General features: G+C 76.2%; 20 protein-coding genes. 11 read left to right on the top strand and 9 right to left on the bottom strand.

Annotated elements, in window-relative coordinates:
* The first annotated feature begins 186 nt into the window (after positions 1 to 186).
* From AC1VL8_RS04645 to AC1VL8_RS04625, 5 genes are all read left to right on the top strand, one after another.
* Positions 187 to 1,860, top strand: a complete 1,674-nt coding sequence (locus AC1VL8_RS04645) for an ABC-F family ATP-binding cassette domain-containing protein (RefSeq protein WP_483074335.1) — start codon at positions 187 to 189, stop codon at positions 1,858 to 1,860.
* Between the two features lie 21 nt (positions 1,861 to 1,881).
* Entirely contained in the window at positions 1,882 to 2,400 is a 519-nt protein-coding gene (locus AC1VL8_RS04640; RefSeq protein ID WP_483074334.1) for an aminoacyl-tRNA deacylase, read from the top strand.
* Positions 2,401 to 2,674: 274 nt separating this feature from the next.
* Positions 2,675 to 3,022 (top strand): STAS domain-containing protein, encoded by a 348-nt coding sequence (locus AC1VL8_RS04635; protein ID WP_389234496.1) that lies wholly within the window; start codon positions 2,675 to 2,677, stop codon positions 3,020 to 3,022.
* Between the two features lie 80 nt (positions 3,023 to 3,102).
* Positions 3,103 to 4,296, top strand: a complete 1,194-nt coding sequence (locus AC1VL8_RS04630; RefSeq protein ID WP_483074333.1) for an exonuclease SbcCD subunit D — start codon at positions 3,103 to 3,105, stop codon at positions 4,294 to 4,296.
* A complete protein-coding gene (locus AC1VL8_RS04625) occupies positions 4,296 to 7,385 on the top strand; it encodes an AAA family ATPase (protein WP_483074332.1) in 3,090 nt (1,029 codons plus the stop codon). The genes AC1VL8_RS04630 and AC1VL8_RS04625 overlap by 1 nt, the downstream gene beginning before the upstream one ends.
* A gap of 48 nt (positions 7,386 to 7,433) precedes the next feature.
* On the opposite strand, the gene AC1VL8_RS04620 is transcribed toward AC1VL8_RS04625, so the two are convergent.
* Entirely contained in the window at positions 7,434 to 7,877 is a 444-nt protein-coding gene (locus AC1VL8_RS04620; protein WP_389234487.1) for a hypothetical protein, read from the bottom strand.
* Between the two features lie 194 nt (positions 7,878 to 8,071).
* On the opposite strand from AC1VL8_RS04620, the gene AC1VL8_RS04615 reads away from it, so the two are divergent.
* Positions 8,072 to 8,830: an ABC transporter ATP-binding protein gene (locus AC1VL8_RS04615; protein WP_483074331.1), complete on the top strand. Its 759-nt coding sequence runs from the start codon at positions 8,072 to 8,074 to the stop codon at positions 8,828 to 8,830.
* On the top strand, positions 8,830 to 11,373 hold the full coding sequence (locus AC1VL8_RS04610; protein WP_483074330.1) for an ABC transporter permease: 2,544 nt from the start codon (positions 8,830 to 8,832) through the stop codon (positions 11,371 to 11,373). Before AC1VL8_RS04615 ends, AC1VL8_RS04610 begins: the two co-directional genes overlap by 1 nt.
* Here AC1VL8_RS04610 and AC1VL8_RS04605 read toward each other — a convergent pair.
* Together AC1VL8_RS04605 and AC1VL8_RS04600 are read right to left on the bottom strand one after the other, a co-directional pair.
* The gene (locus AC1VL8_RS04605) at positions 11,360 to 12,790 is read right to left on the bottom strand and encodes a glucose-6-phosphate dehydrogenase (RefSeq protein WP_483074329.1); all 1,431 of its coding nucleotides are present in this window, start codon (positions 12,788 to 12,790) and stop codon (positions 11,360 to 11,362) included. The genes AC1VL8_RS04610 and AC1VL8_RS04605 overlap by 14 nt on opposite strands.
* 11 nt (positions 12,791 to 12,801) lie before the next feature.
* Positions 12,802 to 13,041: an antitoxin gene (locus AC1VL8_RS04600; RefSeq protein ID WP_483074328.1), complete on the bottom strand. Its 240-nt coding sequence runs from the start codon at positions 13,039 to 13,041 to the stop codon at positions 12,802 to 12,804.
* A gap of 137 nt (positions 13,042 to 13,178) precedes the next feature.
* Between AC1VL8_RS04600 and AC1VL8_RS04595 the strand changes: the two genes are divergently transcribed.
* Together AC1VL8_RS04595 and AC1VL8_RS04590 are read left to right on the top strand one after the other, a co-directional pair.
* Positions 13,179 to 13,880, top strand: coding sequence for an LmeA family phospholipid-binding protein (locus AC1VL8_RS04595; protein WP_483074327.1), 702 nt, complete (start codon positions 13,179 to 13,181; stop codon positions 13,878 to 13,880).
* Entirely contained in the window at positions 13,877 to 14,620 is a 744-nt protein-coding gene (locus AC1VL8_RS04590; protein WP_483074326.1) for a M50 family metallopeptidase, read from the top strand. Before AC1VL8_RS04595 ends, AC1VL8_RS04590 begins: the two co-directional genes overlap by 4 nt.
* A 4-nt stretch (positions 14,621 to 14,624) precedes the next feature.
* On the opposite strand, the gene AC1VL8_RS04585 is transcribed toward AC1VL8_RS04590, so the two are convergent.
* Positions 14,625 to 15,356 carry an HNH endonuclease family protein gene (locus tag AC1VL8_RS04585; protein WP_483074325.1) on the bottom strand — a complete coding sequence of 244 codons (732 nt, stop codon included), beginning with the start codon at positions 15,354 to 15,356 and terminating at the stop codon, positions 14,625 to 14,627.
* Positions 15,357 to 15,578: 222 nt separating this feature from the next.
* On the opposite strand from AC1VL8_RS04585, the gene AC1VL8_RS04580 reads away from it, so the two are divergent.
* On the top strand, positions 15,579 to 15,998 hold the full coding sequence (locus AC1VL8_RS04580; RefSeq protein WP_483074324.1) for a DUF2809 domain-containing protein: 420 nt from the start codon (positions 15,579 to 15,581) through the stop codon (positions 15,996 to 15,998).
* A gap of 100 nt (positions 15,999 to 16,098) precedes the next feature.
* Here the strand turns inward: AC1VL8_RS04580 and AC1VL8_RS04575 are convergent, their stop codons facing one another.
* Both AC1VL8_RS04575 and AC1VL8_RS04570 read right to left on the bottom strand, forming a co-directional pair.
* Positions 16,099 to 16,467 (bottom strand): nucleotide pyrophosphohydrolase, encoded by a 369-nt coding sequence (locus AC1VL8_RS04575; protein ID WP_483074323.1) that lies wholly within the window; start codon positions 16,465 to 16,467, stop codon positions 16,099 to 16,101.
* Positions 16,468 to 16,634: 167 nt separating this feature from the next.
* Positions 16,635 to 17,705 (bottom strand): phosphotransferase enzyme family protein, encoded by a 1,071-nt coding sequence (locus AC1VL8_RS04570; protein WP_483074322.1) that lies wholly within the window; start codon positions 17,703 to 17,705, stop codon positions 16,635 to 16,637.
* Between the two features lie 197 nt (positions 17,706 to 17,902).
* Between AC1VL8_RS04570 and AC1VL8_RS04565 the strand changes: the two genes are divergently transcribed.
* Complete coding sequence (locus AC1VL8_RS04565; RefSeq protein WP_483074321.1) at positions 17,903 to 19,255, top strand: alpha/beta fold hydrolase; 1,353 nt, start codon at positions 17,903 to 17,905, stop codon at positions 19,253 to 19,255.
* A gap of 119 nt (positions 19,256 to 19,374) precedes the next feature.
* On the opposite strand, the gene AC1VL8_RS04560 is transcribed toward AC1VL8_RS04565, so the two are convergent.
* The 3 genes from AC1VL8_RS04560 to AC1VL8_RS04550 form a co-directional block, all read right to left on the bottom strand.
* Positions 19,375 to 19,944 (bottom strand): hypothetical protein, encoded by a 570-nt coding sequence (locus tag AC1VL8_RS04560; protein ID WP_483074320.1) that lies wholly within the window; start codon positions 19,942 to 19,944, stop codon positions 19,375 to 19,377.
* A 103-nt stretch (positions 19,945 to 20,047) separates the two neighbouring features.
* The gene (locus AC1VL8_RS04555) at positions 20,048 to 21,808 is read right to left on the bottom strand and encodes an alpha-amylase family protein (protein WP_483074319.1); all 1,761 of its coding nucleotides are present in this window, start codon (positions 21,806 to 21,808) and stop codon (positions 20,048 to 20,050) included.
* The gene (locus AC1VL8_RS04550; protein ID WP_483074318.1) at positions 21,805 to 22,857 is read right to left on the bottom strand and encodes a TIGR03885 family FMN-dependent LLM class oxidoreductase; all 1,053 of its coding nucleotides are present in this window, start codon (positions 22,855 to 22,857) and stop codon (positions 21,805 to 21,807) included. Before AC1VL8_RS04550 ends, AC1VL8_RS04555 begins: the two co-directional genes overlap by 4 nt.
* Positions 22,858 to 22,924: the final 67 nt, after the last annotated feature.

Here is a 22,924-nt window from a genome sequence, read left to right as displayed (position 1 = left end):
CGGGGCGGTCCTGTCTCGGCGGCGTCCGTGGACGCCGAGCGGCCCCGGCGACGCCGGAAACAGGTCGACGGCCGGCACCGGACGACCGTACGGTCGGCGTCATGTGGATCTGAGCCGCCCCGAGTCCTGTCCCGACTCGCGCCGACGCCGCCGACGCGGCCCCGGTGCTCCTGGTGGTGATCTGCGATGCCGGTACCCGGCAACCCCGTCCGTCCTCCCGACTCCCCGGTCCTGCGCGCCGTGGGGGTCTCCCGCCTGTTCGGCGACCGCCGCGTGCTGACCGACGTCAGCCTCGCCGTCGCGCCGGGCCACCGGCTCGCCGTGGTCGGCGAGAACGGCGCGGGCAAGTCCACCCTGCTCCGGCTGCTGGCCGGAGCCGACCGACCCGACTCCGGTGCCGTGCACCGGCCCGACGACCTGGCGCACCTGCACCAGGAGCCGCCGTTCGGGCCGGAGGCCACGGTGCACGACGTCGTCGAGGACGCGCTCGCGGCCGTCCGGGCGGTGGCGGCCGAGCTCGAGGACGCCGCGGCGGCGCTCGGGACCGAGGGCGCCGACGGCGCCGACGACCCCGCGACCCGCTACGACCTCGCGCTCGCCCGCGCGCAGGCCGCCGAGGTCTGGGACGCCGACGCCCGGGCGCAGCGGGTCCTCGCGGGCCTCGGCCTGGCGGGCGTGGACCCCGCGCGCCCGAGCCGCACCCTGTCCGGCGGTCAGCGCAGCCGGCTGGCGCTCGCGGCGGTGCTGGTCCGACGCCCGGGCGCCGTGCTGCTGGACGAGCCGACCAACCACCTCGACGACGCGGCCGCGGAGTTCCTCGCGGCGTCCCTGGTCGACCTGCCGGGCGCCGTCGTGCTCGCGAGCCACGACCGGGTGTTCCTCGACGAGGTGGCGACCGAGGTGCTCGACCTCGACCCGGTGCTGGGCGGCGTCCGCGTGGTCGGCGGTCGGTTCGCGGACTACCGGGAGGCGCAGCGGGTGGCGCGCCGGCAGTGGCAGGAGCGGTGGGAGGCCGAGCGCGACGAGGTCGCGGCGCTGCGCGCGTCGCTGGGCTCGGACGGGTCCGCGCGGTCGGTCGCGCCGGGCCGGGCGATGACGGACCGCAACACGATGTCCTACGGCCGCTACGCGGACCGGGTCGCGCACCAGGTGTCCCGCCGGGTCCGGGACGCCCGCAGACGCCTCGACGACATCGAGGCCGCGCCGGTGCCGCGCCCGCCGCGTCCGCTGCGGTTCCGGGGCACGCTCACGACCGGCGGCACCGCGACCGGCACCGCGGCGGACGGTGCGCTGCTCGCGGTGCGCGACGCGCGGGTCGCGGGCCGGCTCGCGGTGGCCGCGCTCGACGTGCACCGGGACACCGCCCTGCTGGTCACGGGGCCGAACGGCTCCGGGAAGTCGACGCTGCTGCACCTGCTCGCCGGTGACGTGGCGGCCGGGGCGGGGGTCGTGCACCGGGCCCGCGGCGCCCGGGTGGCGCTGCTGGAGCAGGACGTCGGGCTGTCCGACGACGCGCGCACGCCCCGGACGGTCTACGGCCTGGTGACCGACGGGGTGCCGGACGTCGTCCCGCTGGTGGAGCTCGGTCTCGTGGCGCCGCGGGACGTCGACCGGCCGCTGCGGGAGCTGTCGGTCGGGCAGCGGCGCCGGGTGGTGCTCGCGCTGCTGGTCGCGCAGGCGCCGGACGTGCTGCTGCTGGACGAGCCGACCAACCACATCTCGCTGGCGCTCGCGGACGAGCTGGCCGAGGCGCTGCGGCAGGCCCCGGGTGCGGTGGTCGTCGCGTCGCACGACCGCTGGCTGCGGCGGACGTGGCACGGGTCGACGGTCGCCGTGGTGGACGGCGGGCTCGTGTCGTAGGTGGCTCGTAGGGTGGCGGCCATGACGAGCACGGGGCAGGACGACGGGGCGGGACCGGCCGAGGGCGAGCGGCGGGCCGCCGACGCGCTCGCGGCGTCCGGCATCGCGCACACGATCACCCGGCACGGGCGCGTGGGGTCGCTGGCCGAGGCCGCCGCCGCCCGGGGCGTCGACCCCTCGGGGATCGTCAAGACGCTGGTCGTGCGGCGCGGCGACGACGACTACCTGTTCGTGCTCGTGCCGGGCGACCGGACCATCTCGTGGCCCAGCTTCCGCACGCTGCTGGGGGTCAGCCGGATGTCGATGCCGGACGCCGCGACCGCCCGCGAGGTGACGGGCTACGAGCGCGGCACGATCACGCCGTTCGGCTCGCTGCGGGCGTGGCCCGTGGTCGCCGACGCGCGGGTGCCGGGGCGACCGGCGTCGATCGGCGGCGGCGGCCACGGGGTCGGCGCGACGGTGGCGGGGGACGACCTCGTGCGCGTGCTCGACGCGACCGTGGCGGACGTCACTGACCCGATGCCCCAGGACGCCGGCTGACCGCCGTGCACCGCCCCGCCGCCACGCGTACGGTCAAGGGACGGTCAAAGATCACCCGCGCACGGGAACGAACGGCGGCCCGGCCGCGTTGACCACGGCAGAAGCGCCCGAGCAGGACCGACGTGAGCCAGTGCCGGCCGACGGGAGCGGGACACCTCCGGGTGCGCACCGCTCCGCAGCGGTCCATGATCTCCGCGGCCCCGCGCACGGCCCCGGGCAGCCACCCCCGAGGGCACGCACGGCACCACCCCAGGACGAGAGAAGACGAGAACCGATGGACCCGACCGACCAGCCCGCCCCGATCGGGGGCATCGAGGTGCTGCCCGTCGCCGGGCGCACGGTGGTCCGGCTGTGGGGCGAGGTCGACGGCGCCCTCCGCGCGGAGGCGAGCTCGTCGATGGCGCAGGCCCTGACGAGCACCGACCCGGTGGTGGTCGACGCCGGTGACGTGACGTTCATCGACTCCTCCGGCCTGGCGTTCGTGCTGCAGCTCCACCTGGCGGCGACCGAGACCGGGCAGCCGGTCACCCTGCGCGACCCGCACCGGGAGGTGCTCGACAAGCTCGACATGCTCGGCATGGCCGGTGTGATCGAGGTCGAGCCCGAGCGCGCCATCGCCTGACGGGCTCCCGCCACGCCCGTCGTCCACAGGCGATGCCCGGGAAGTGCGGGGATGTCGGTGGTCCCGGCTAGTTTCGACGCATGCGGCTCCTGCACACCTCCGACTGGCACCTGGGCCGCACCCTGCACGGCGTCGACCTGACGGCGCACCAGCAGGCGTTCCTCGACCACCTGGTCGAGGTCGTGCGCGAGGAGCGCGTGGACGTCGTCCTGGTCGCCGGCGACGTCTACGACCGCGCGATCCCGCCGGTCGAGTCGGTCGCCCAGCTGTCCGACGCGCTGCGCCGGCTCGCCGAGCACGCGGTCGTGGTGGTGACGCCGGGCAACCACGACTCCGCGATCCGGCTGGGCTTCGGCGCGGCCGTGATGCAGGACCGGGTGCGGGTGCTCGCGCGGGTGGAGGACGTGGACCGGCCGGTCGAGCTGAGCGGCCCCGACGGCGACGTGCTCGTCTACGGGCTGCCGTACCTCGACCCCGACGCCGCCCGCCGGGCTCTCGCCGCCCCCGACGCGGAGCAGCCGCTGGCCCGGTCGCACGCCGCCGTGCTCGGCGCGGCGATGGACCGGGTGCGCGCCGACCTGGCCGCGCGCACCACGGCCGCCGTCGCCGCCGGCCGTGCGGCCCCGCGGTCCGTGGTGCTCGCGCACGCGTTCGTCGTCGGGGGCGCGGCCAGCGAGTCGGAGCGGGACATCCGGGTCGGTGGCGTGGACCACGCGCCGGCGGCGGTGTTCGACGGGGTGGACTACGTCGCCCTCGGGCACCTGCACGGCGCGCAGCGGGTCGGCGACCCGGACGGCCCGACGGTGCTGCGGTACTCGGGCTCGCCGCTGGCGTACTCGTTCTCGGAGGCCCGGCAGGCCAAGTCGACCGCGCTCGTCGACCTCGGCGGCGTCGGCGCGCCCGAGGTCCGGCTGGTCCCGGCGCCGGTGCCGCGGCGGCTCACCGACCTGACGGGCCCGCTCGAGGACCTGCTCGGCCCCGCCGGCGACGCGCACGTGGCCGACTGGGTCCGGGTGACCGTGACCGACGACCACCGCCCGACCGACCTGTACCGCCGGGTGCGCGGCCGGTTCCCGCACGCCCTCGTGGTGCAGCACCAGCCGCCCGCCCGCGTCGGGGCGCCCCGCGCCGCGGAGGTCACCGCCGCGCGCGACCCGCTGGAGGTCGCCGCCGAGTTCGTCGAGCACGTGAGCGGCCGGCGCCCCTCCGAGGCCGAGGCCGCGGTGCTGCGTCGCGCCTACGAGCACGTCGCCGCCGCGGGTCGGAGCGCCTGATGCGGCTGCATCACCTCACGATGCAGGCGGTCGGGCCGTTCGCGGGCCGGCACGTCGTCGACTTCGCCGCGCTGTCCGCGGGCGGGCTGTTCCTGCTCGAGGGTCCGACCGGGGCGGGCAAGTCGACGGTGATCGACGCGATCGTGTTCGCGCTCTACGGGAAGGTCGCGTCGGCGTCGGCCAGCGAGGACCGGCTGCGCTCGGCGTTCGCGGCGGACGACACGGAGACCGTCGTCGAGCTCGTGTTCGAGACCGGGGCGGGCGTCTACCGGGTGCGGCGCACGCCGGCCTACGAGCGTGCCAAGCGCCGGGGCACCGGCCGCGCCCGGCAGCAGGCGACCGTGCAGCTGTGGCGGCTGACCGGGGCGCCCAGCTTCCCGCGTGACGGCGACGAGCCGCCGGCGGGGGAGCTGCTGTCGACGCGGCTGGACGAGGCCGGTGCCGAGCTCACGCGCGTGGTGGGCCTGGACCGGGCGCAGTTCGTCCAGACGATGGTCCTGCCGCAGGGCGAGTTCGCGGCGTTCCTGCGCGCCGACCCCGAGCAGCGCCGCGGCCTGCTGCAGCGGATCTTCGGCACCGAGGTCTACGAGCAGGTGCAGCAGCGGCTCGACGAGCTGCGTCGCGAGGCCCAGCGGGGCGTCACCGACGCGCGGGCGTACCTGCAGGAGTGCGTCGCGCGGTTCGCGGGGGCGTCGGGGGCGGACGAGGACGCGGTCGCCGTGCTGCGCGACGCCGCGGCGGACGACACCGCGGCGGTGCCGGCGCTGGTCGAGGAGCGGCTCGCCGCGCTCCGGCAGCAGGTCGACGAGGCGCGGCTGCTCGCGACCCGCGCCGCCGCGCACGCGGCCGAGGTGCGGACCGCGGCGCAGGCGGCGGCCGACCGCCTCCGGCTCGTGCAGCGACGGGTGGCCCTGCTGGACGAGCAGCTCCGGCTGGAGTCCGCCGCCGAGCAGCACGCCGCCGACGTGGCGCGGGTGGACGTGGCCCGCCGGGCCGCTGTCGTGCGCCCGGCGCTGCGCGGCCTGGACGACGCCGTGGGCGCCCGGTCGGGGGCACGCAAGGAGCTGCGGGCGGCGCTGGACGCCGCGCCGACCGGTCTCGCGCCGGGTGACGCCGACGCCGCCCTGGCGGACCCGGGCCTGCCCGGAGCGCTGCACGCGGTGCGGGAGGCGGGGGCGGCGCTGGTCGCCACGCTCGCCCGGGTCGTCGCGATCGAGGACGCCCTGCCCCGCCGGGAGCGCGAGCGGGAGCGGCTCCGGGACGAGCTCGAGACCCGGGTGCGGGTGATGGCGGAGGCCGACGCGCTGCTCGCGGACCGGCCCGCCGGGCGCGCGACGCTGGTCGAGCAGCTGGACGCCGCCACCGACCTCGCGGCGACGGCCCCCGCCCGCGCGCGGGACCTCGCGGACGCGCAGGCCGTGCTCGGCGCGGTCCGGGACCTGGTCGCCGCCGAGCAGGACCTGGCGGCGGCCGTCGAGGCGCGGACGGCCGCCGCCGCCACCGCCCGGTCGGCGGTCCAGGAGGAGGCGCGGCTGCGCACCGCCCGCCTGGACGGGTTCGCGGGGAAGCTCGCGGCGGGCCTCGTCGCCGACGAGCCGTGCCCGGTGTGCGGGAGCGCGGAGCACCCGCACCCCGCGCCGCTGGGCGCGGACCACGTCCGCGAGGAGGACGTCACCGCCGCCGAGCAGCACCGCCGGACCGCGGAGCAGGCCGTCAACGCGTGCGACGGGACCGTGGTGTCGCTGACCGCCCGGTGCACGGGGCTGCGCGAGCGGATCGAGGGGCTGCCGGCGGCGGAGGACGCCGCGGATCTCGCCGAGGCCGCTGCCGAGCGGGTCCGGCTCCGCCGGGACGACCTCGCCGAGGCCGAGGCCGCCGCCCTGGCGCGGGACCGGCTGAAGGCGTCCGTCGCCGAGCACGACCGCGACACCGAGCAGCTGCGGTCCGACCGGGTGCGCCTCGGGGACGCCCACGTCGAGGCGTCGCACGCCCTGGCGCGCGCGGAGCAGCAGATCGCCACGGACCGCGTCGAGGTCGAGCAGGCCCGCGAGGACCACCCCACCGTGCTCGCCCGGCAGGGGGCGGAGCAGGCCCGGGTCGACGGCGCCGCCGGGGTGCTCGCCGCCCTGGACCGCTGCGCCCAGGCCGACCGTGCGGTGACCGCCCGGGCCGAGGAGCTCGCCGGGCTGCTGGACGAGCAGGGCTTCGCGGACGAGGACGCGGCCCGCGCCGCGGTCGCCGCCGGGACCGACGCCGCCGCCGCGGAGCGGGCCGTGCAGGCCCACCGGGCCGCGGTCGCGCGGGTCGCCGACGGGCTGGCCGACCCCGAGGTCGCCGCGGTCGCGGACGAGGACCCCGCCGCCGTCGCGGGCCAGGTCGCGGAGCTCGACGGCGCGCTCGCCCGGACCCGCGCCGAGGCGGAGGTGGCCGCGGCCGCGCTCGGCTCGGTGCAGGACCGCGCCGAGCGGGCCGAGGCCGCCGCCGTGCACGTCGGCGCCGCGACCGCCGCGCTCACCGCCGCCGCGGCCGCCGCCGGCCCGGTCACGCGGATGGCCCGGCTCGCCGGGGGCGCCGACGCGGACAACGCGCGCGCGCTGTCGCTGGCGACGTACGTCCTGGTCCGCCGGTTCGAGGACGTGGTGGCCGCGGCCAACGACCGGCTGCGCGAGATGTCGGACGGGCGCTACGAGCTGGAGCGCAGCGACGAGAAGGAGGACGTCCGCAGCCGGCGCACCGGTTTGGCGATGCGGGTGCTCGACCACACCACGGGCGCCGGGCGCGACCCGCGGACGCTGTCCGGCGGCGAGACGTTCTACGTGGCGCTGTGCCTGGCGCTCGGGATGGCCGACGTCGTCACCGCCGAGGCGGGCGGCGTCGAGCTCGGCACGCTGTTCATCGACGAGGGGTTCGGCAGCCTCGACCCGCACACGCTCGACGCCGTGCTCGGCGAGCTCGGGCGGCTCCGCGCCGGCGGTCGCGTGGTCGGGGTGGTGTCGCACGTCGAGGCGATGAAGCAGGCGGTGGCCGAGCGGATCGAGGTCCGGCGGCGGGGCGACGGGTCGAGCACCCTCACGGTCGTCGCGGGCTGACGCCCACCAGGTCCACGCGCACCAGATCCACCCTCACCAGGTCCACCCTCACCAGGTCCACCCTCGTGCGGCGAGCTCGACCTCCTCGCGCAGCCGCTCCCACGGGTCGCCCTTCGCGCGGGGCAGCACCTCCACCCCGGCGAGCCGGCACGCGTCCGCGAGCAGCGCGTCGTAGGCGAGCTGGCTCGCGATGATCCGCTCCGCGCGCGCCCACGCGTGGGTGTCGTCCTCGAGCTCGCGCAGGTGGTCCGCGACGATCCCGAGCCGCACCTGCACGTGCAGGGCGTCGAACGGGTCGGAGTCGGGTGCGGGGTGCCGACCGTGCCGGACCCGGGACGCGACCCCGTCGAGCGCACCGGCGACCCGCGCGCGCAGCCGGGCGGTCGGGCCCGTGCGGCGGCGCGACGTCGACCAGCCGCCGCCGAGCAGCCGCAGGGCGAGCGCGAAGGTCAGCGCCGGCAGGGTCAGCCACAGCAGCAGGGACCACACCATCGGAGCACCTCGTGCCCCACACTAGGACGCAGGTGTGACGCGCGCCACAGCGCCAGCAGGCCCCCCGGGTCCCGGACCCCGGCTGCACCCCGGGGGGAGGATCAGGGGCCGACCAGGGGTTTCACCGATGCCGCCGGTCACGGGGCCCACGGGACGATCGACGGGCCGCACCCGCAACCGAGGAACTGAGGACCATGACGACCAACGAGGTCACACCGATCGCCAGCGCACGCGGACTGGTGAAGACGTACGGCAGGGGCGACACCACCGTGCGCGCGCTGGCGGGGGTGGACGTGGACTTCGGCCGCGGCGAGCTGACCGCGATCATGGGCCCGTCCGGGTCGGGCAAGTCGACGCTCATGCACTGCATGGCGGGGCTGGACCGCGCGGACTCCGGGACCGTGGTCGTCGACGGCCTCGAGGTCAGCGGGATGCCCGAGCGGCAGCTGACCCGGCTGCGGCGCGACCACCTCGGCTTCATCTTCCAGGCGTTCAACCTGGTCCCGACCCTGACGGCGCTCGAGAACATCACGCTGCCCCTGGACATCGCGCGCCGCCCGGTCGACCGCGCGCACCTGGACGCGGTCGTGCAGGCCGTCGGGCTCGCGGACCGCCTCGACCACAAGCCGACGGAGCTGTCCGGCGGGCAGCAGCAGCGCGTCGCGTGCGCGCGCGCCCTGGTGTCCCGGCCGTCCGTGGTGTTCGCGGACGAGCCCACCGGCAACCTCGACTCGACGTCCTCCGGCGAGGTGCTGGGCTTCCTGCGCCGGTCCGTCGACGAGCTGGGCCAGTCGGTCGTCATGGTCACGCACGACCCGACGGCGGCGTCCTACGCGCACCGCGTGCTGTTCCTCGCGGACGGGGACCTGGTCGGCGAGCTGACCGACCCCACGCCCGACTCCGTGCTCGCGGCGCTCGCCGCGCTGCGTCCCGCCGCCGCGGTGGCCGGCTGATGCTGAGAGTCGCCCTGCGCGGGATCCGCGCGCACCTGGTCCGGTTCCTGCTCTCGCTGCTCGCGGTCGCCCTCGGCGTCGCGTTCGTGGCCGGGACCTTCTCGCTGCGGGCGATGATGTCGGGGACGTTCTCCGGGATCGTCGACGCCGCCGCCCCCGCGGACGCGTACCTGCGTCCGACCCCCGCCGAGGGTGCGTCCCTCGTGGAGGACGGCGCCGTCACCGGCACGGTCCCGCGGGACCTCGCCACCGAGGTCGCCGGGGTCGACGGCGTCCGGCAGGCCATCCCGGAGGTGCAGGGCCCGATCGTCCTGGTCGGCGCCGACGGCACCGCGGTGCAGAGCACCCAGGCACCCAGCTTCGCGTTCCCGTACCTGGACGAGGACCCGGCGGTCGAGGTCGTCGAGGGCCGCGGCCCGGAGCGCGCCGGGGAGGTCGCGCTGGAGACGGCCACGCTGGAGTCCTCCGGCCTGGCGATCGGGGACGACACCCAGGCCGTGATCGGCGGTCAGGTCACCGACGTCGAGGTGGTCGGCCGGGTCGACATGGGCGGCCCGATGGCGGGCGCCACGATCGTGCTGATCGACGCCGACACCGCGTACGCGCTGTTCGCCCCGGACGACGGGGTCGCGGACATCGCGGTGTACGCGGCGGACGGCACCACCCCGGAGCAGCTCGTCGAACGGCTGACGCCCCTGGCGCCCACCGGCGCCGAGGTGGTCACCGGGCAGGAGCTGCGCGACGACTCCAAGGCCGCGATCGACGACATGCTCGGGTTCGTCACGACGTTCCTGCTGGTGTTCGCGGCGATCGCCCTGTTCGTGGGCGCGTTCATCATCTCCAACACCTTCGCGATGTCGGTGCGGCAGCGCATGCGGGAGTTCGCGCTGCTGCGGGCCGTCGGCGCGTCGCCGGCGCAGGTGTTCGCGTCGATCCTGGTGCAGGCCGCGGTGGTGGGTCTGCTCGGGTCGGCCATCGGCGTGGCGGGCGGGCTGGGGCTGGTCCAGGGCCTGAAGGCCGTGCTCGCGTCGGCGGGCATGGACCTCGGCGGCGACATCCCCGTCGACGGCGCGACCATCGGCGTCTCGCTCGCGGTGGGGACGCTGGTCAGCGTGCTCGCCGCCGCGGTGCCCGCCCGACGTGCCGCGCTGGTGCCGCCGGTCGAGGCCATGCGGGACGAGGTGACGGTGCCCGAGCGCTCGATGCGGGTGCGGGCCCTCGGCGGCCTGGTGCTCGTGGGCCTCGGGGTCGCCGGGGTGCTCGCCGCGGTGCTGAACCCGGAGGCGGAGGCCGCGGGCACGGCGCTCGGGGCCGGCGCGGCCGGGGTGCTGCTCGGGGTGCTCGCGCTCGCGCCGAGCCTGGCGCGCAGCGTGCTGTCGGTGCTGGCGTGGCCGTTCGTGCGGCTGCTGCGCCCCGTCGGGCGGCTCGCGCGCGGCAACGTGGTGCGCAACCCGCGCCGCACCGCGAACACCGCGGGCGCGCTGATGATCGGTATGGCCCTCGTCGGCGGCGTGTCCGTGATCGCGGTGTCGGCGCAGGAGTCGGTCGCCGGGGTGGTCGAGTCCCAGACGCACGCCGACCTGGTCCTGCAGTCCGCGACCCGGGCGATCCCGGCCGGCGCGGTCGCCGACGTGGCCGCACTGCCCGAGGTGGGCGAGGCGGACGCGATGGCCTTCGCGCCGCTGACCGTGACCTCCGGGGACGGGACCGACGCCGGGGTGCAGTACGTGGCGGGCGTGCCGGAGGACATGTTCGGCCGGTCCGTCGACGCCGAGACGATCGACGGCGACCTGGCGACGATCGCCGACGGCGACGCCGTGGTGCAGGAGTCTGCGGCGGAGACGCAGGGCTGGTCGGTCGGCGACACGCTCGTCGTCACCACCCCCGCAGGCGAGCAGGAGCTCACGATCGGCGCGGTGTTCTCCAGCAACGTGCTCGGCGCGGGCGTCGTGGTCGCGCAGGACACGCTCGACGCGCTGGTCCCCGCGGAGCAGCAGACGGTCGACACGGTGCTCGTCTCCGCCGCTGACGGCGTCGACGTCGCCGAGCTGAAGGACGCGGTCGCCGCGACGGTCTCGCCGTACGTGGTCGTGTCCGTGCTCACCCGCGACGAGTTCGTGTCCAACCTCGCGGACCAGGTCAACCAGGTGCTCGTGATCCTGTACGCGCTGCTCGGGCTGTCCGTGGTGATCGCGGTGCTCGGCATCGTCAACACCCTCGCGCTGTCCGTCATCGAGCGGACCCGGGAGATCGGGCTGCTGCGCGCGGTCGGCCTCGGGCGCCTGCAGCTCGCGGGGACGGTGGTCGTCGAGTCGGTGCTCACCGCGGTGTTCGGCACCGTCGTCGGGCTGGCGGTCGGGGTGTCGCTGGCCGCGACCCTGCCGACCGTCTACGCCGAGGACGGCCTGTCCGAGCTGGTGATCCCGTGGGGCAACCTGTCGGGGATGCTGGTGCTCGCGGTGGTCGTGGGTGTGCTGGCCGCGGTGTGGCCGGCCACCCGTGCCGCCCGGATGCGCGTGCTGGACGCCGTCAGCTACGAGTGAGGACCCACCCGTCCGGGCCGGCGAGCGCGTCGGCCCGGGCGGGACCCCACGACCCCGGCGCGTACGGCTCGGGGTCCGGGCGGTCCGGGCCGAGCAGCGGGGCGAACGCCGCGAACGCGGACCGCAGCCCCTCCGGCGTCGTGAACAGCGTCCGGTCCCCGACCAGCACGTCGTGCAGCAGGGACGCGTACGGGGGCAGCGGGTCGCCCGGCTCGACGTCGGTCAGGGCCAGCGAGGCCGTCCCCGTCGCGAGCCGCAGGTCGGGCCCGGGCATCTTCACGGTGGTGGTGATGTCGATCGCGCCGTCCCCGGCCAGGGAGACGCTGATCCGGCCCGGGCCGGCGGGCTCGCCGAACAGCTCGTCCGGGGTGCGCAGCACCAGCGTGACCCGCTGCGCCTGCGCGGCCATCCGCTTGCCGGTTCGCAGCAGGAACGGCACGCCCCGCCACCGGTCGGCGTCGACCCACAGGCGCGCGGCGACGAACGTGTCGGTGGTCGAGTCGTCCGCGACGCCCTCGATGCCCCGGTAGCCGTCGAACTGCCCGAGCACCACGTCCTCGGTCGGGTCCAGCGGCCGGAACCGGTGGATCACGTCCTCGCGGGCGGCGGCCAGGTGGTCCGGGTCCATCCGGGCCGGCGGCTCCATCGCGACCTCGGCCGCCACCTGGAACAGGTGGGTGACCAGCATGTCGAGCGCGGCGCCGGTCTCGTCGTAGAAGTCCGCACGGTCGGCGACGTCCAGCGTCTCCGGGACGTCGATCTGCACCTGCGCGACGTGCTCGCGCGACCAGACCCCGCCGAACAGCTCGTTGGCGAACCGCAGCACGTGCAGGTTCTGGGTCGCCTCCTTGCCGAGGAAGTGGTCGATCCGGAACACCTGCTCCTCGTCGAGCACCTCGTGCACCAGGGCGTCGAGCTCCTCGAACGACTCCGGGGAGGTGCCGTAGGGCTTCTCGAACACGACGCGCACGCCGTCCGCGAGGTCGTGCACCCGCAGCGCGCGGGTGGTCGGCGCGAACGCCGACGGCGGTACGGCGAGGTAGTGCACGACGAGGACGTCCGCGCCCTCGTCGCCCGCGAGCTCCCGCGTCGCGTCGCGGATCGCGTCCACGAGCTCGCCCGGCTCGTCCTCGGTGAAGGTCGTCGCGTACCGCACGTGGCCGTCGAGGGCGTCGGCGTGCTCCGGGTCGCCGTGCTCGCGCAGGGAGTCCCGCACGAGGTCGGCGATCTCGTCGTCGCCGACCGGCTTGCGGCCGGTGCCCACGACCAGCCAGCGCTCCGGCATCAGCCCGCCCGCGGCGAGCGCCGCCAGGCCGGGGTAGACCATGCGCTGCGCGAGGTCGCCGCGCGCGCCGTGCAGCACGAGCAGCACCGGTCGGTCGGGGGTGGTGGGGTCCGGCTGTCCGGTGTCGCTCACGCGGTTCCTCTCTACAGGGCGGGCGGGTCGGGGCGCTCGTCGTGGCGGACCGGCGGGCGGTCAGCGGCGTCCCGCTTCTGCTTCTCCAGGAAGTCCCGGGCCTTGTCGGTGGCCTGGTCGATCTTCCGGTCGGTCGAGTCGCCGGTGCGCGCCTTCACGGCGTCCGCCGCCTTGTCGATCGCGCCGGCGATCTTGTCCTCGTTGCCCGCGACGGCCTTCTTGGCCTTGTCGACGAAGTCCCCGATGCCCATGCTGGCGCTCCCGTCCGCTCGGTGCCGCTGCGTGCCCCTGCTCCCTGGAAGTCAACGTCGGGCAGCGGGGGCCCGCAACCGGGCGAGGAGCGTCGCGTTCCCAGCCGCCGCCCCGCCGCGCCTCGTACCCTCGGGGCGTGACCCGCTCTCCTCGCCGCCGCCTCGGCTGCCTCATCGGATCCACGCTCGCCGTCCTGGTCGTCGTCGGGGGCGCGCTGCTCGCCGACCGCGTGACCCACGGGATCGCCGAGGACGCCGCCGCCGACGCCGTGCGCTCGCGGCTGTCCGCCACGGACCTCGCGGTCCGCATCGACGGGTTCCCGTTCCTCACCCAGGTCGTCGGAGGCACGCTCGACGACGTGCACCTCGCCGCGTCGGGCGCGGTGCTCCAGGGGCTCGAGGTCACCGACCTCGACGTCGCCGCGTCGGGTGTGGCGATCCGCGGGACCCGTGGCGCCGAGCACGTCGTGGCGACCGCGACCGTGCCCACCGCCGTGCTCCAGACGCTGCTGCGGGAGAAGACCGGCTGGGACCTCGAGCTCACCGTGGACGGGGAGACGCTGGTCGCCGGCGGGTCGCTCGCCGGGGTGCCCGTCTCGGTCGGGCTCACGGTCGCGCCCGCCGGGGCCGAAGGGCTGACCGCGACCATCACCGGTGCCACGCTCGCGGGGCTTTCGATCGACGCGGGGTCGCTCCCGGACGGGATCGCGGGGCGGCTCGCGGAGCTCGGGGTCGTCGACGAGCTGCCCGCCGGCGCCTCGATCACCGGGGCGACCGTCGCCGCGGACGGCCTGCACCTCGTGGTCGAGCTCGACGACATCACCCTCGACCAGCTGTGAGCGGCGTGCTCGACACCCTGCGGTCGCTGCCCGGGGAGATCTGGGACCGCGCGACGACCGTGCAACCGGCGCCCGGACAGGTGGTGCTGGTCGGCACGCTGCTGGTGGCGCTGGCCCTGCTCGCGGTCCCGACGCTGTGGCACCTGTCCCGGCACGTGCTGACGATCGTCCACGAGGCGGCGCACGGGCTCGTGGCGGTGTTGTCCGGCCGTCGGCTGTCGGGGATCCGGCTGCACTCCGACACCTCGGGGCTGACCGTGTCCGTCGGGAAGCCCCGGGGTCCCGGGATGGTCGCCACCGCGTTCGCCGGGTACGTCGGGCCCGCGGTGCTCGGGCTCGGGGCGGCGTGGGTGCTCGGGCAGGGCTACGCCGTCGGGCTGCTGTGGGGGCTGCTGCTGGCGCTGGTGCTCGTGCTGGTGCAGATCCGGAACTGGTACGGGCTGTGGTCGGTGCTGGTGACCGGGGTCGTGCTGGTCGGCGTGAGCTGGTGGGGGAGCGCCCCGGTGCAGGTCGCCGTGGCGTACGCGGTCACCTGGTACCTGCTGCTCGGCGCGCCGCGGGCGGTGCTGGAGATGCAGTCGCAGCGGCGGCGGACCCGCGGGCGGGGCACCTCCGACGCGGACGTGCTCGGGCGGCTGACACCGCTGCCGGGCGGGTTCTGGGTCGGGGCGTTCCTGGTGGTGTGCGTCGGGGCGCTGGTGCTCGGCGGGTCGTGGATCCTGCAGCGACCGCTGCTCTGACGCGTCAGCCGGCGACGACGCACCGGTCCAGCTGGCGGTCCATCGCGGCGCGCTCGGCCTCGGTGACCCACAGCCCGTAGGCGGCCTTCACCCGGACCTGCCGGACGACGTACGCGCACCGGTAGCCGGTGCTCGGCGGCAGCCACGTCGCGGTGTCGCCGTCCCCCTTCGCCCCGTTGGTCGGGCCGTCGACCGCCAGCAGGTTCGCCGGGTCGTTCGCGAACTGCCGGCGCGTCTCGGCGTCCCACTGCTGCGCGCCCTTCTGCCACGCGTCCGACAGGGCGACGACGTGATCGATCTGCACGGCCGCGCTGGCCGGCCCGCGCACGAAGTCGATCGCCTCCCCCGTGTACGGGTCGTCCAGGGTGCCCGACAGGACGACGCAGTCGTGGGTGTCCTCCTGGAACGTGACCGCGGTGAGGTCCCGGGCCAGGACGTCGTTCCGGGTGTCGCAGCCGTTGCGGTCCACGTCCGCCCACGCGGGCCCGAACTGGTCCCGGTCGTAGCCGGTGCGCGGCGCGCGGCCCTTCACCGTCAGCCCGTCCAGCTCCGCCCGCGCTCGGTCCAGGTCGACGGCGGTGACGGGGAACCGCGCCGACTCGCGCGCCTCCGACCAGACGGGCAGCCCGGTGCCGAGCCCGACGGCCAGGACCAGGACGAGCCACACCCAGCCGAGCCGGCGCCCCCGGCGCGGTGGTGCGGACGTGCGGCGGCGGGGACGGGTGGCGCGACTCACCGCGGAACCGTCGCACACGGCACCGACACAGCACCTCCTCCGGCTGCCGCCCGGCGCGTCGCCCGGCGGGCGTGCGCGTCCCCTAGCGTCGTCGACGGTGGGGGCACGAGGCGCGCCGCCGTGGACGCGGGAGGTGGCGTGGGCGACTCAGGACCCGAGCGCGGCGCCGGTGCGGCTCGTGCCGGTGCCGGTCGTGCCGGGGTCGGTGCAGCTCCCGGTCGCGTGCGCCGGCTCCGACCGGTGCGCCCGTGGCGGTCGACCGTGCTCGCCGGGGCCGCGGTCGTCGCCGCGGGCCTGGCGACGGCGCGGTTCGGCTCGGGCGCGGTCGGGGACGCCCTCGGCGACGCGCTGTACGCGGTGCTGGTGCTGCTCCTGCTCCGGTGGGCGCTGCCCCGGTGGTCGTCGGCGGCGCACGCGGCCCTCGCGGTCGGTGTGTGCTGGGCCGTCGAGGTCGCGCAGGCCACCGGAGGGCCGGCGCGGGCGGTCGAGGCCTGGCCGCCGCTGCGGTACCTGCTCGGTACGACGTTCGGGCCGCTCGACCTGCTCTGGTACGCGCTGGGCGTGCTGGTGGCGTGGGGGGTCATCGTGGGGCTCTCCCGTCGTCCGGGCGGTGCCGTGCGCGCCGCGTCGGGCCGACCCTGACACCGCGGGGGTCGCGTCCGCCGGGGGCGGAGGCCCGGTCTGGGGACGACGCGCGGGGACGTCGCCTGTGGAGGGCTCGGTGGCCGCGTCCCGAGCGGGGTCAGTCCCGGTGCGGCGCGATCCCGCGCACCGAGTCGACCGGGAACCGCCGCCGCGCCTCCGCCTGCTTGTCGAGCGTCGCCTGGAGCACGTCCACGCCGAGCACGTCCGCGAGCCGCAGCAGGTAGACGAGGACGTCGGCGATCTCCTCGCCCGCGCGCCGGTGCCGGTCGGGGTCGGCGAAGTGCTCGGCGGCGGCGTCGGCGGGGAGCCACTGGACCAGCTCGGCGAGCTCGCCGACCTCCCCGACCAGGGCGAGCACCAGCGACTTCGGGTCGTGGAACTGCACCCAGTCGCGCTCGACGCTGAACTCGCGGATCAGGTCGGTCAGGCGGGCGAGGTCGCCGGTGCCGGGGTGCGCGTCGCTCATCGCCCCACCCTGCCACCGCTCCGACGCCGAGTCAGGACCTCCGCGTCGAGACAGGGCCTGCGCACGTCCTACCTCGGCGCGCCGGACCTGTCTCGGCGTCCGCAGCGGGGGGTCGGTGGCCCAGCGGGGTCGGCGGCGCAGCGGGGCCGGGGCGGGCGCAGCCGCGGTCACGTCAGCAGCCACGTCGGCGACGCGAGGTACCGCTCCGCGACCAGCACCGTCCCGGCGGGCTGCTCGGCGCGGAGCGCACCGGACGGGCCACCGCGGGGGTCCGTGGCGGTGCGACCGAGCAGCTGCAGGCGGCGGAGCATCGACAGCGCGCAGGCGATCCGCTGGTCGGTGGCGGTCAGGGGCCGGACCTCCTGGTAGCCCTCCGCCCACGCCCGGGCGCGGTCCGGGGCGTCGGGGAGGTGCTCGACGTAGGACAGCGCGGCGGCGAGGTCGAGCACGAACCACGAGAACCCGCAGTCGTCGAAGTCGATCACCGTGAGGTCGTCGCCGTCGACCAGCAGGTTCCCCGGTCGGAGGTCGGCGTGCACGAGGCCCCAGACGTCGGGTGCCCGCGACGCGTCGTCCAGCACCGCGAGGGCGGCGTCGCGCGCGCGAAGCAGCAGCGCCCGGTCGGCGTCCGGCAGCGCAGCGGCCTCCCACGGGCCCCAGCGGCTGTCGGGCCCGACCAGGTCGGCGGGCTCCCAGGTCGGGCGGACGAAGTCCCGGGGCCGGTGGAACGCCAGCGCGTGGTCGTGCAGCAGCGCCGCCGTCCGTCCGACCCGCCGGTGCAGCGCCGCGGGGTCGGGCGCGGTCGGCAGCACCTCGTCGAGCGGCAGCCCGGGGGTGAACGTCGTGGTCAGGCACATCCAGTGCCGTTCGCGGTCGTCGGTGGCCATCGCGACGCCGCTGCCGTCGGCGGTCGGCACCACCGTGGGGACGCGGACGGTCCCGTCGACCGCCAGCGCCCGCAGCCAGGCGATCTCCGACTCCGCGGCCGCCGTGTCCTCCATGTAGGCGGGGTGCGCGACCCGGGTCATGGCGACCGGGACCGCGCCGACGCGGACGCGGAACGTCGCGTTGTGCGACAGCCCGACGAGGTCGACGGCCGTCCGCACCGGGTCCCAGCCCCACGCGTCGCAGAGCGCGGCGTGCAGCCAGCGCGGTGCCGGCGCGCCCACCGGCAGCAGGCCGAACGGCGGGTCCGGGTCCGCGAGCCCGGTGCTCCCGAGCGTGTCGTCGGTCGTCATCGCCACCTGCCCCCGGGTGTCTCGCGTCTCCGCGCCCGTCGTCGGGCGCGCTGCGGCGAGTCTCGGCGGCCGGGATCGGGCCCGACAAGGACGCCGGGCAGGATTTCACGCAGGTGTCACCCGCCGGGGCGGGCGGTGACGCCACCGAAACACGCCCGTCCCCTGACCGTCCCGCCGGGGGTCCTAGGGTGCTGGTCGTGACCTCGTCGCCCGCGCCCGCCGCCCGCCCTGCCGCGACCCGTCCCGGCGCCACGACGACCGGACCCCTCGCGGTGCCGCCGGTGCTGGTGCGCGACCACCGGGTGCGGGTGCCCGTCGACCGCGCTGACCCGACGCGCTACCGGGACATCGACGTGTTCGCCCGCGAGCTCGTGGACCCGGCGCGCGACGGCGAGGACCTGCCGCTGCTGCTGTTCCTCCAGGGTGGTCCGGGCGGCATGTCGCCGCGCCCCCTCGGGGGCGGCTGGTGGACCACCGCGCTCCGCACGCACCGCGTGGTGCTGCTCGACCAGCGCGGCACAGGCCGGTCGGGCCGGGTCGACGGCCGGACGATGGCCTGGTTCGACACGGCGGACGACGCGGCCGACTACCTCGCGTGCTTCCGCGCGGACGCGGTCGTCGAGGACGCCGAGGCGGTGCGGCACGCGGTCTACGGCGGGCGGCGGTGGGCGACGCTCGGCCAGTCCTACGGCGGGTTCCTCACGCTGACGTACCTGTCGCGGCACCCGGAGGCGCTGACCGCCTGCTACGTGACCGGCGGCCTGCCCGGCACGACCGCGACCGCCGAGGACGTCTACGCGCGCACGTTCCCGCGCCAGGAGGCCCGCGTCGCGGCGTCGGCCCGCCGGTACCCGGACGACGTGGCCCGGTTGTCGGCGCTCGCGGACCGGCTGGCCGCGGGCGACGTCCGGCTGCCCGACGGGGACGTGCTCACCGTCCCGCGGCTCCAGACGCTCGGGATGCCGCTCGGCATGAGCACCGGCGTCGACGGCCTGCACTGGCTGCTCGACACCCTCGACGCCGACGCCGACGGCACCCCGGACGACGCGTTCGCGCTGGCCGTGCAGACGCAGACCGGGTTCGACGCCAACCCGCTGTACGCGGTCCTGCAGGAGACGATCTACCACCAGGGCGAGCGTGCCGGGGGCTGGGCCGCGCAGGCCGAGCTGGACCGGCGCCCCGGGCTCGACCCCGCCGCGCGCCCGCTCGGTCTGACCGGTGAGGCGGTGTTCCCGTGGATGTTCGCCGACGTGCGGGCGCTGCGGCCGTTCCGTGGCGCGGCGGAGGCGCTCGCGGCCCGGACGTCGTGGCCCGCGCTGTACGACCCCGACCGCCTCGCGGCCAACGACGTGCCGCTGGCCGCGGTGCAGTACGTCGACGACCCGTACGTGGACCTCGACCTGGCGCTCGGCACCGCGGACGCGGTCGGCAACGCGCAGGTCTGGGTCACCAACGAGTACCTGCACGACGGGCTGCGCGCCGCCGGCGACGTGATCCTGCCGCGCCTGGTGGATCTCGCGGCGGGGCGGTGGTCGGTCACCCGAGGGTGAGGTAGCGGGTGGGGCGTGGACCTGGTTACGATGAAGGTCGATGCCAGCCCATCCGCGGAGCGGCTGGAAGTGAACCCCGGGACATCCTGCCGGACGACAGGGCCCGGGGTTTCGCGCGTCTAGGGCGCCTCGATGACGCGGAGCCGGGTGCCGAGCGCCTCCGCGTGCTGCGTGTCGCCGCAGCGCGCGGCGACGACGGCCCCGCAGATGGAGTCGGCGAGCCACAGCCCGGGCTGCGAGCGTCCCACCGGGTGATCCATCCGCATCGCCGGCTGCGCGGTGTCGAACATCCGCGACCGGCGCATCTGGTCGAGCAGCGCGCGGTCCCGTTGGTCGGCCTTGGCGCCGCGCGACTCGACGTCGAGCCGGCTCACGCCCAGTGCCGCGAGCTCGGGGAGCAGCGTCCGGAGGGCACGATGCCGACGGGCCTCGGGGCGCCGTCGGGGACCGACGTGCACCGCGAGCACCGCCTCGACCGGCATCGCCCCGATCGCGCGGATGATCGACCGCTGACGTCGGTCGCTCTCGTCACGCCAGTGCAGCTTCGCCTGGCCGGGGAGCCTGAACGTCGCGATGCGGTCGCAGACCTCCGCCACGTGCTCCTCGAGCAGCACCGCGGCACCCACCAGGTACGTGTGCGGGTCCTTCGCGCCGTTGGACTCGGACTCGTCGAGAAACGCACGGATCACCGGACGAGCCTGCCAGCACCGCGGCCACCCGGGAACGTGCCTAGGTGCTGCTGCGCCGACCACTCACGCGCGCCGCCGGGCGCTCACGGCAGCCGGCTCGCGTTCACAGCAGCCGCCGCGACCCCGGCCGCACCACCCGCAGCCACCGGTACCCGTACCCCGGCAGCTCGACGTCCACCCGCCCGTCCTCCCCGACGGGGTACGCGCCGTCCTCGAGCAGGTCGACGAGCCGCACGGACCGGTCGTCGGCGGCGTGGCTGCGGGTCGACGCGGTGCCGTCGGCGGGTCCGGGGTCGCTGGGGTCGCGCTTCAGGTCCGCGAGCCGCAGCGGCACGGTGACGGCGTCGGGCCCGAGGTTGTGCAGCGCGACCATCGACGCGTCCTGCCAGGTCGCCCGGTGGGCGAGGACGGCGGGGTGCGGCTGGTCGAGGATCTCGGTGCTGGTCGCCCAGCCGAGCTCCGGGCACTCCCGGTACCGGCGGATCAGCGTCTGGAGGAACGTCAGCAGCGAGTCGGGGTCGCGCCGCTGGTCGGCGACGTTCACGTGCTCGGGGGCGTAGCCGTCCTCGACGACGGGCCCGGCGAGGCGCCGGCGCTCCGCGGCGGAGAAGCCGCCGTTGCGCCCCGACGTCCACTGCATCGGGGTCCGTACGGCGAGGCGGCCGTCGGCGGCGAGGTTCTCGCCCATGCCGATCTCCTCGCCGTAGAACAGCACGGGCGTGCCGGGCAGCGTGAACAGCAGCGAGTAGACCATCCGCACCCGGCGCGGGTCGCCGCCGAGCATCGGGGGCAGGCGTCGGCGCAGGCCGCGGCCGTAGAGCTGCATGTCCTCGTCGGGGCCGAACGCGGCGAACACCTCGGCGCGCTCGTCGTCGGACAGCTTGTCGAGGGTCAGCTCGTCGTGGTTGCGGACGAACGTCGCCCACTGCGCGTCGTGCGGGATCTCCGGGCGGTCGCGCAGCGCCTGGGCGATCGGGCCCGCGTCCTGCCGGGCGAGCGAGAGGTACATCTGCTGCATCGCGATGAAGTCGAACTGGAGCGTGAGCTCGTCGCCCTCGGCGGAGCCGTCGCCGTCCTGGTCGCCGAAGAACTGCCGCTGCTCGTCGTACGGGAGGTTGACCTCGCCCATCAGGATCGCGTCGCCGACCCGGCGGGACAGGAACGACCGCAGCGCCTTGAGGAACTCGTGCGGGTGCTCGATGTCGTCGTGGGGGCTGTTCGCGGCGTCGGCGAGCATGAACGGCACGGCGTCGACCCGGAACCCGGACAACCCGAGCTCGGACCAGTAGCCGACCACCTTCGCGATGGCGTCCCGGACCTGCGGGTTCGCGGTGTTGAGGTCGGGCTGGTGGCGGTAGAACCGGTGCCGGTACCAGGCACCGGCGGTCTCGTCGTACGTCCAGATCCCGTCCTCCTGGTCGGGGAAGATCACCTCGTCGCCCGTGGGCGGCGGCTCGTCGGTGCGCCAGACGTAGAAGTCCCGGTAGGGGCTGTCGGGGCTGCTGCGCGCGGACCGGAACCAGGGGTGCCGGTCGGAGGTGTGGTTGACGACCAGGTCCGCGATGACCCGGATGCCGCGGTCGCGGGCGGTGCGGATCAGCTCGACGAGGTCGCCGGCGTCCCCGAGGCGCGGGTCGACGCCGAAGAAGTCGGTGATGTCGTAGCCGTCGTCGCGGTCGGCGGTCGGGTAGAAGGGCATCAGCCACAGGCAGGTGACGCCGAGCTCGGCCAGGTGGTCGAGGCGCTGGACGAGGCCGGGCAGGTCGCCGACTCCGTCGTCGTTCCAGTCCATGTAGGTCTCGACGTCGAGGCAGTAGACGACGGCGTTCTTCCACCAGAGGTCGCCGGTGTCGCGGATCCTCACGCGGCCGCCCCCTCGGTGCCGGCGTCGACCTGGCGCAGGGCGGGCAGCAGGTGCTCGGCGGCGAGGTCGATGAACGCGTCCAGCGACGACGGCGGGTGGGTGACCGTGGGGGTGGCGTCGGCGTGCTTGTGGTGGTCGGGGCGGACGTCGGTCGCGACCTGGTGCAGGTAGACCTCGTCGAACCCGATCTCGACCAGGTCGACCAGCCGGTCCCGGAGCCGCGCGGGGTCGTGCTCGATCACCACCGAGGTGCCGAGGGTGTCGTCGTCGACGGTCTGCGCGACGCGGTCGAACTCCTCGGTGGTCGCGATGTCCCACGCCCGGGGCGGCCCCGCGGCGTTGCCCGCCCACTGCTCGCGGGCGAGCCGCCAGGCCTCGGCGGGGTCGGTCGCGTACGAGACGTGCACCTGCAGGGAGATCGGCCCGCGACCGCCGGCCTCGCGGTAGGCCTCGACGACGCGGCGCAGCTTCCCGGGCTCCTGGTTGACCGTGACGAGGCCGTCAGCCCAGTCGGCGTGCGCCCGCGCGGTCTCGACGGACACGGCGGGGCCGACCAGCCGCGGCGGCACCTCGGGCAGCGTCCACAGCTGCGCCCGGTCCACGGTGACGAGCCCGTGGTGGGTGACCTCCTCCCCGGCGAGCAGCGCGCGGATGACCTCGACCGACTCCCGCAGCCGGGCGTCGCGCTCGGCCTTGGGGGGCCAGGCGTCACCGGTGATGTGCTCGTTCATGTTCTCGCCGGACCCGAGGGCCACCCAGAACCGGCCCGGGAACATCGCCCCGAGCGTCGCCGCGGCCTGCGCGATGATCGCCGGGTGGTACCGCTGCCCGGGGGCGTTGACCACGCCGAACGGCAGCCTGGTCGTCGCCATCGCGGCGCCCAGCCACGTCCAGGCGAACCCGGAGTGGCCCTGGTGGACGCTCCACGGGGCCCAGTGGTCCGAGCACATCGCGGCGTCGAAGCCGGCCTGCTCGGCGTGCTGGGTGGCCGCGAGGAGCGCGGAGGGGTGGACCTGCTCGTGCGAGTTGTGGAATCCGACGCGGGTCATGACGTCGTTCCTACCGGCTGCGGGCCTGGTCCGCGCGGTGGGAGGGCCTGCGGGGACCGGCGCGAGG

The sequence above is a fragment of the Cellulomonas sp. KU4C genome (assembly GCF_056868065.1).
This window is presented reverse-complemented; position numbering and strand designations above follow the sequence as displayed.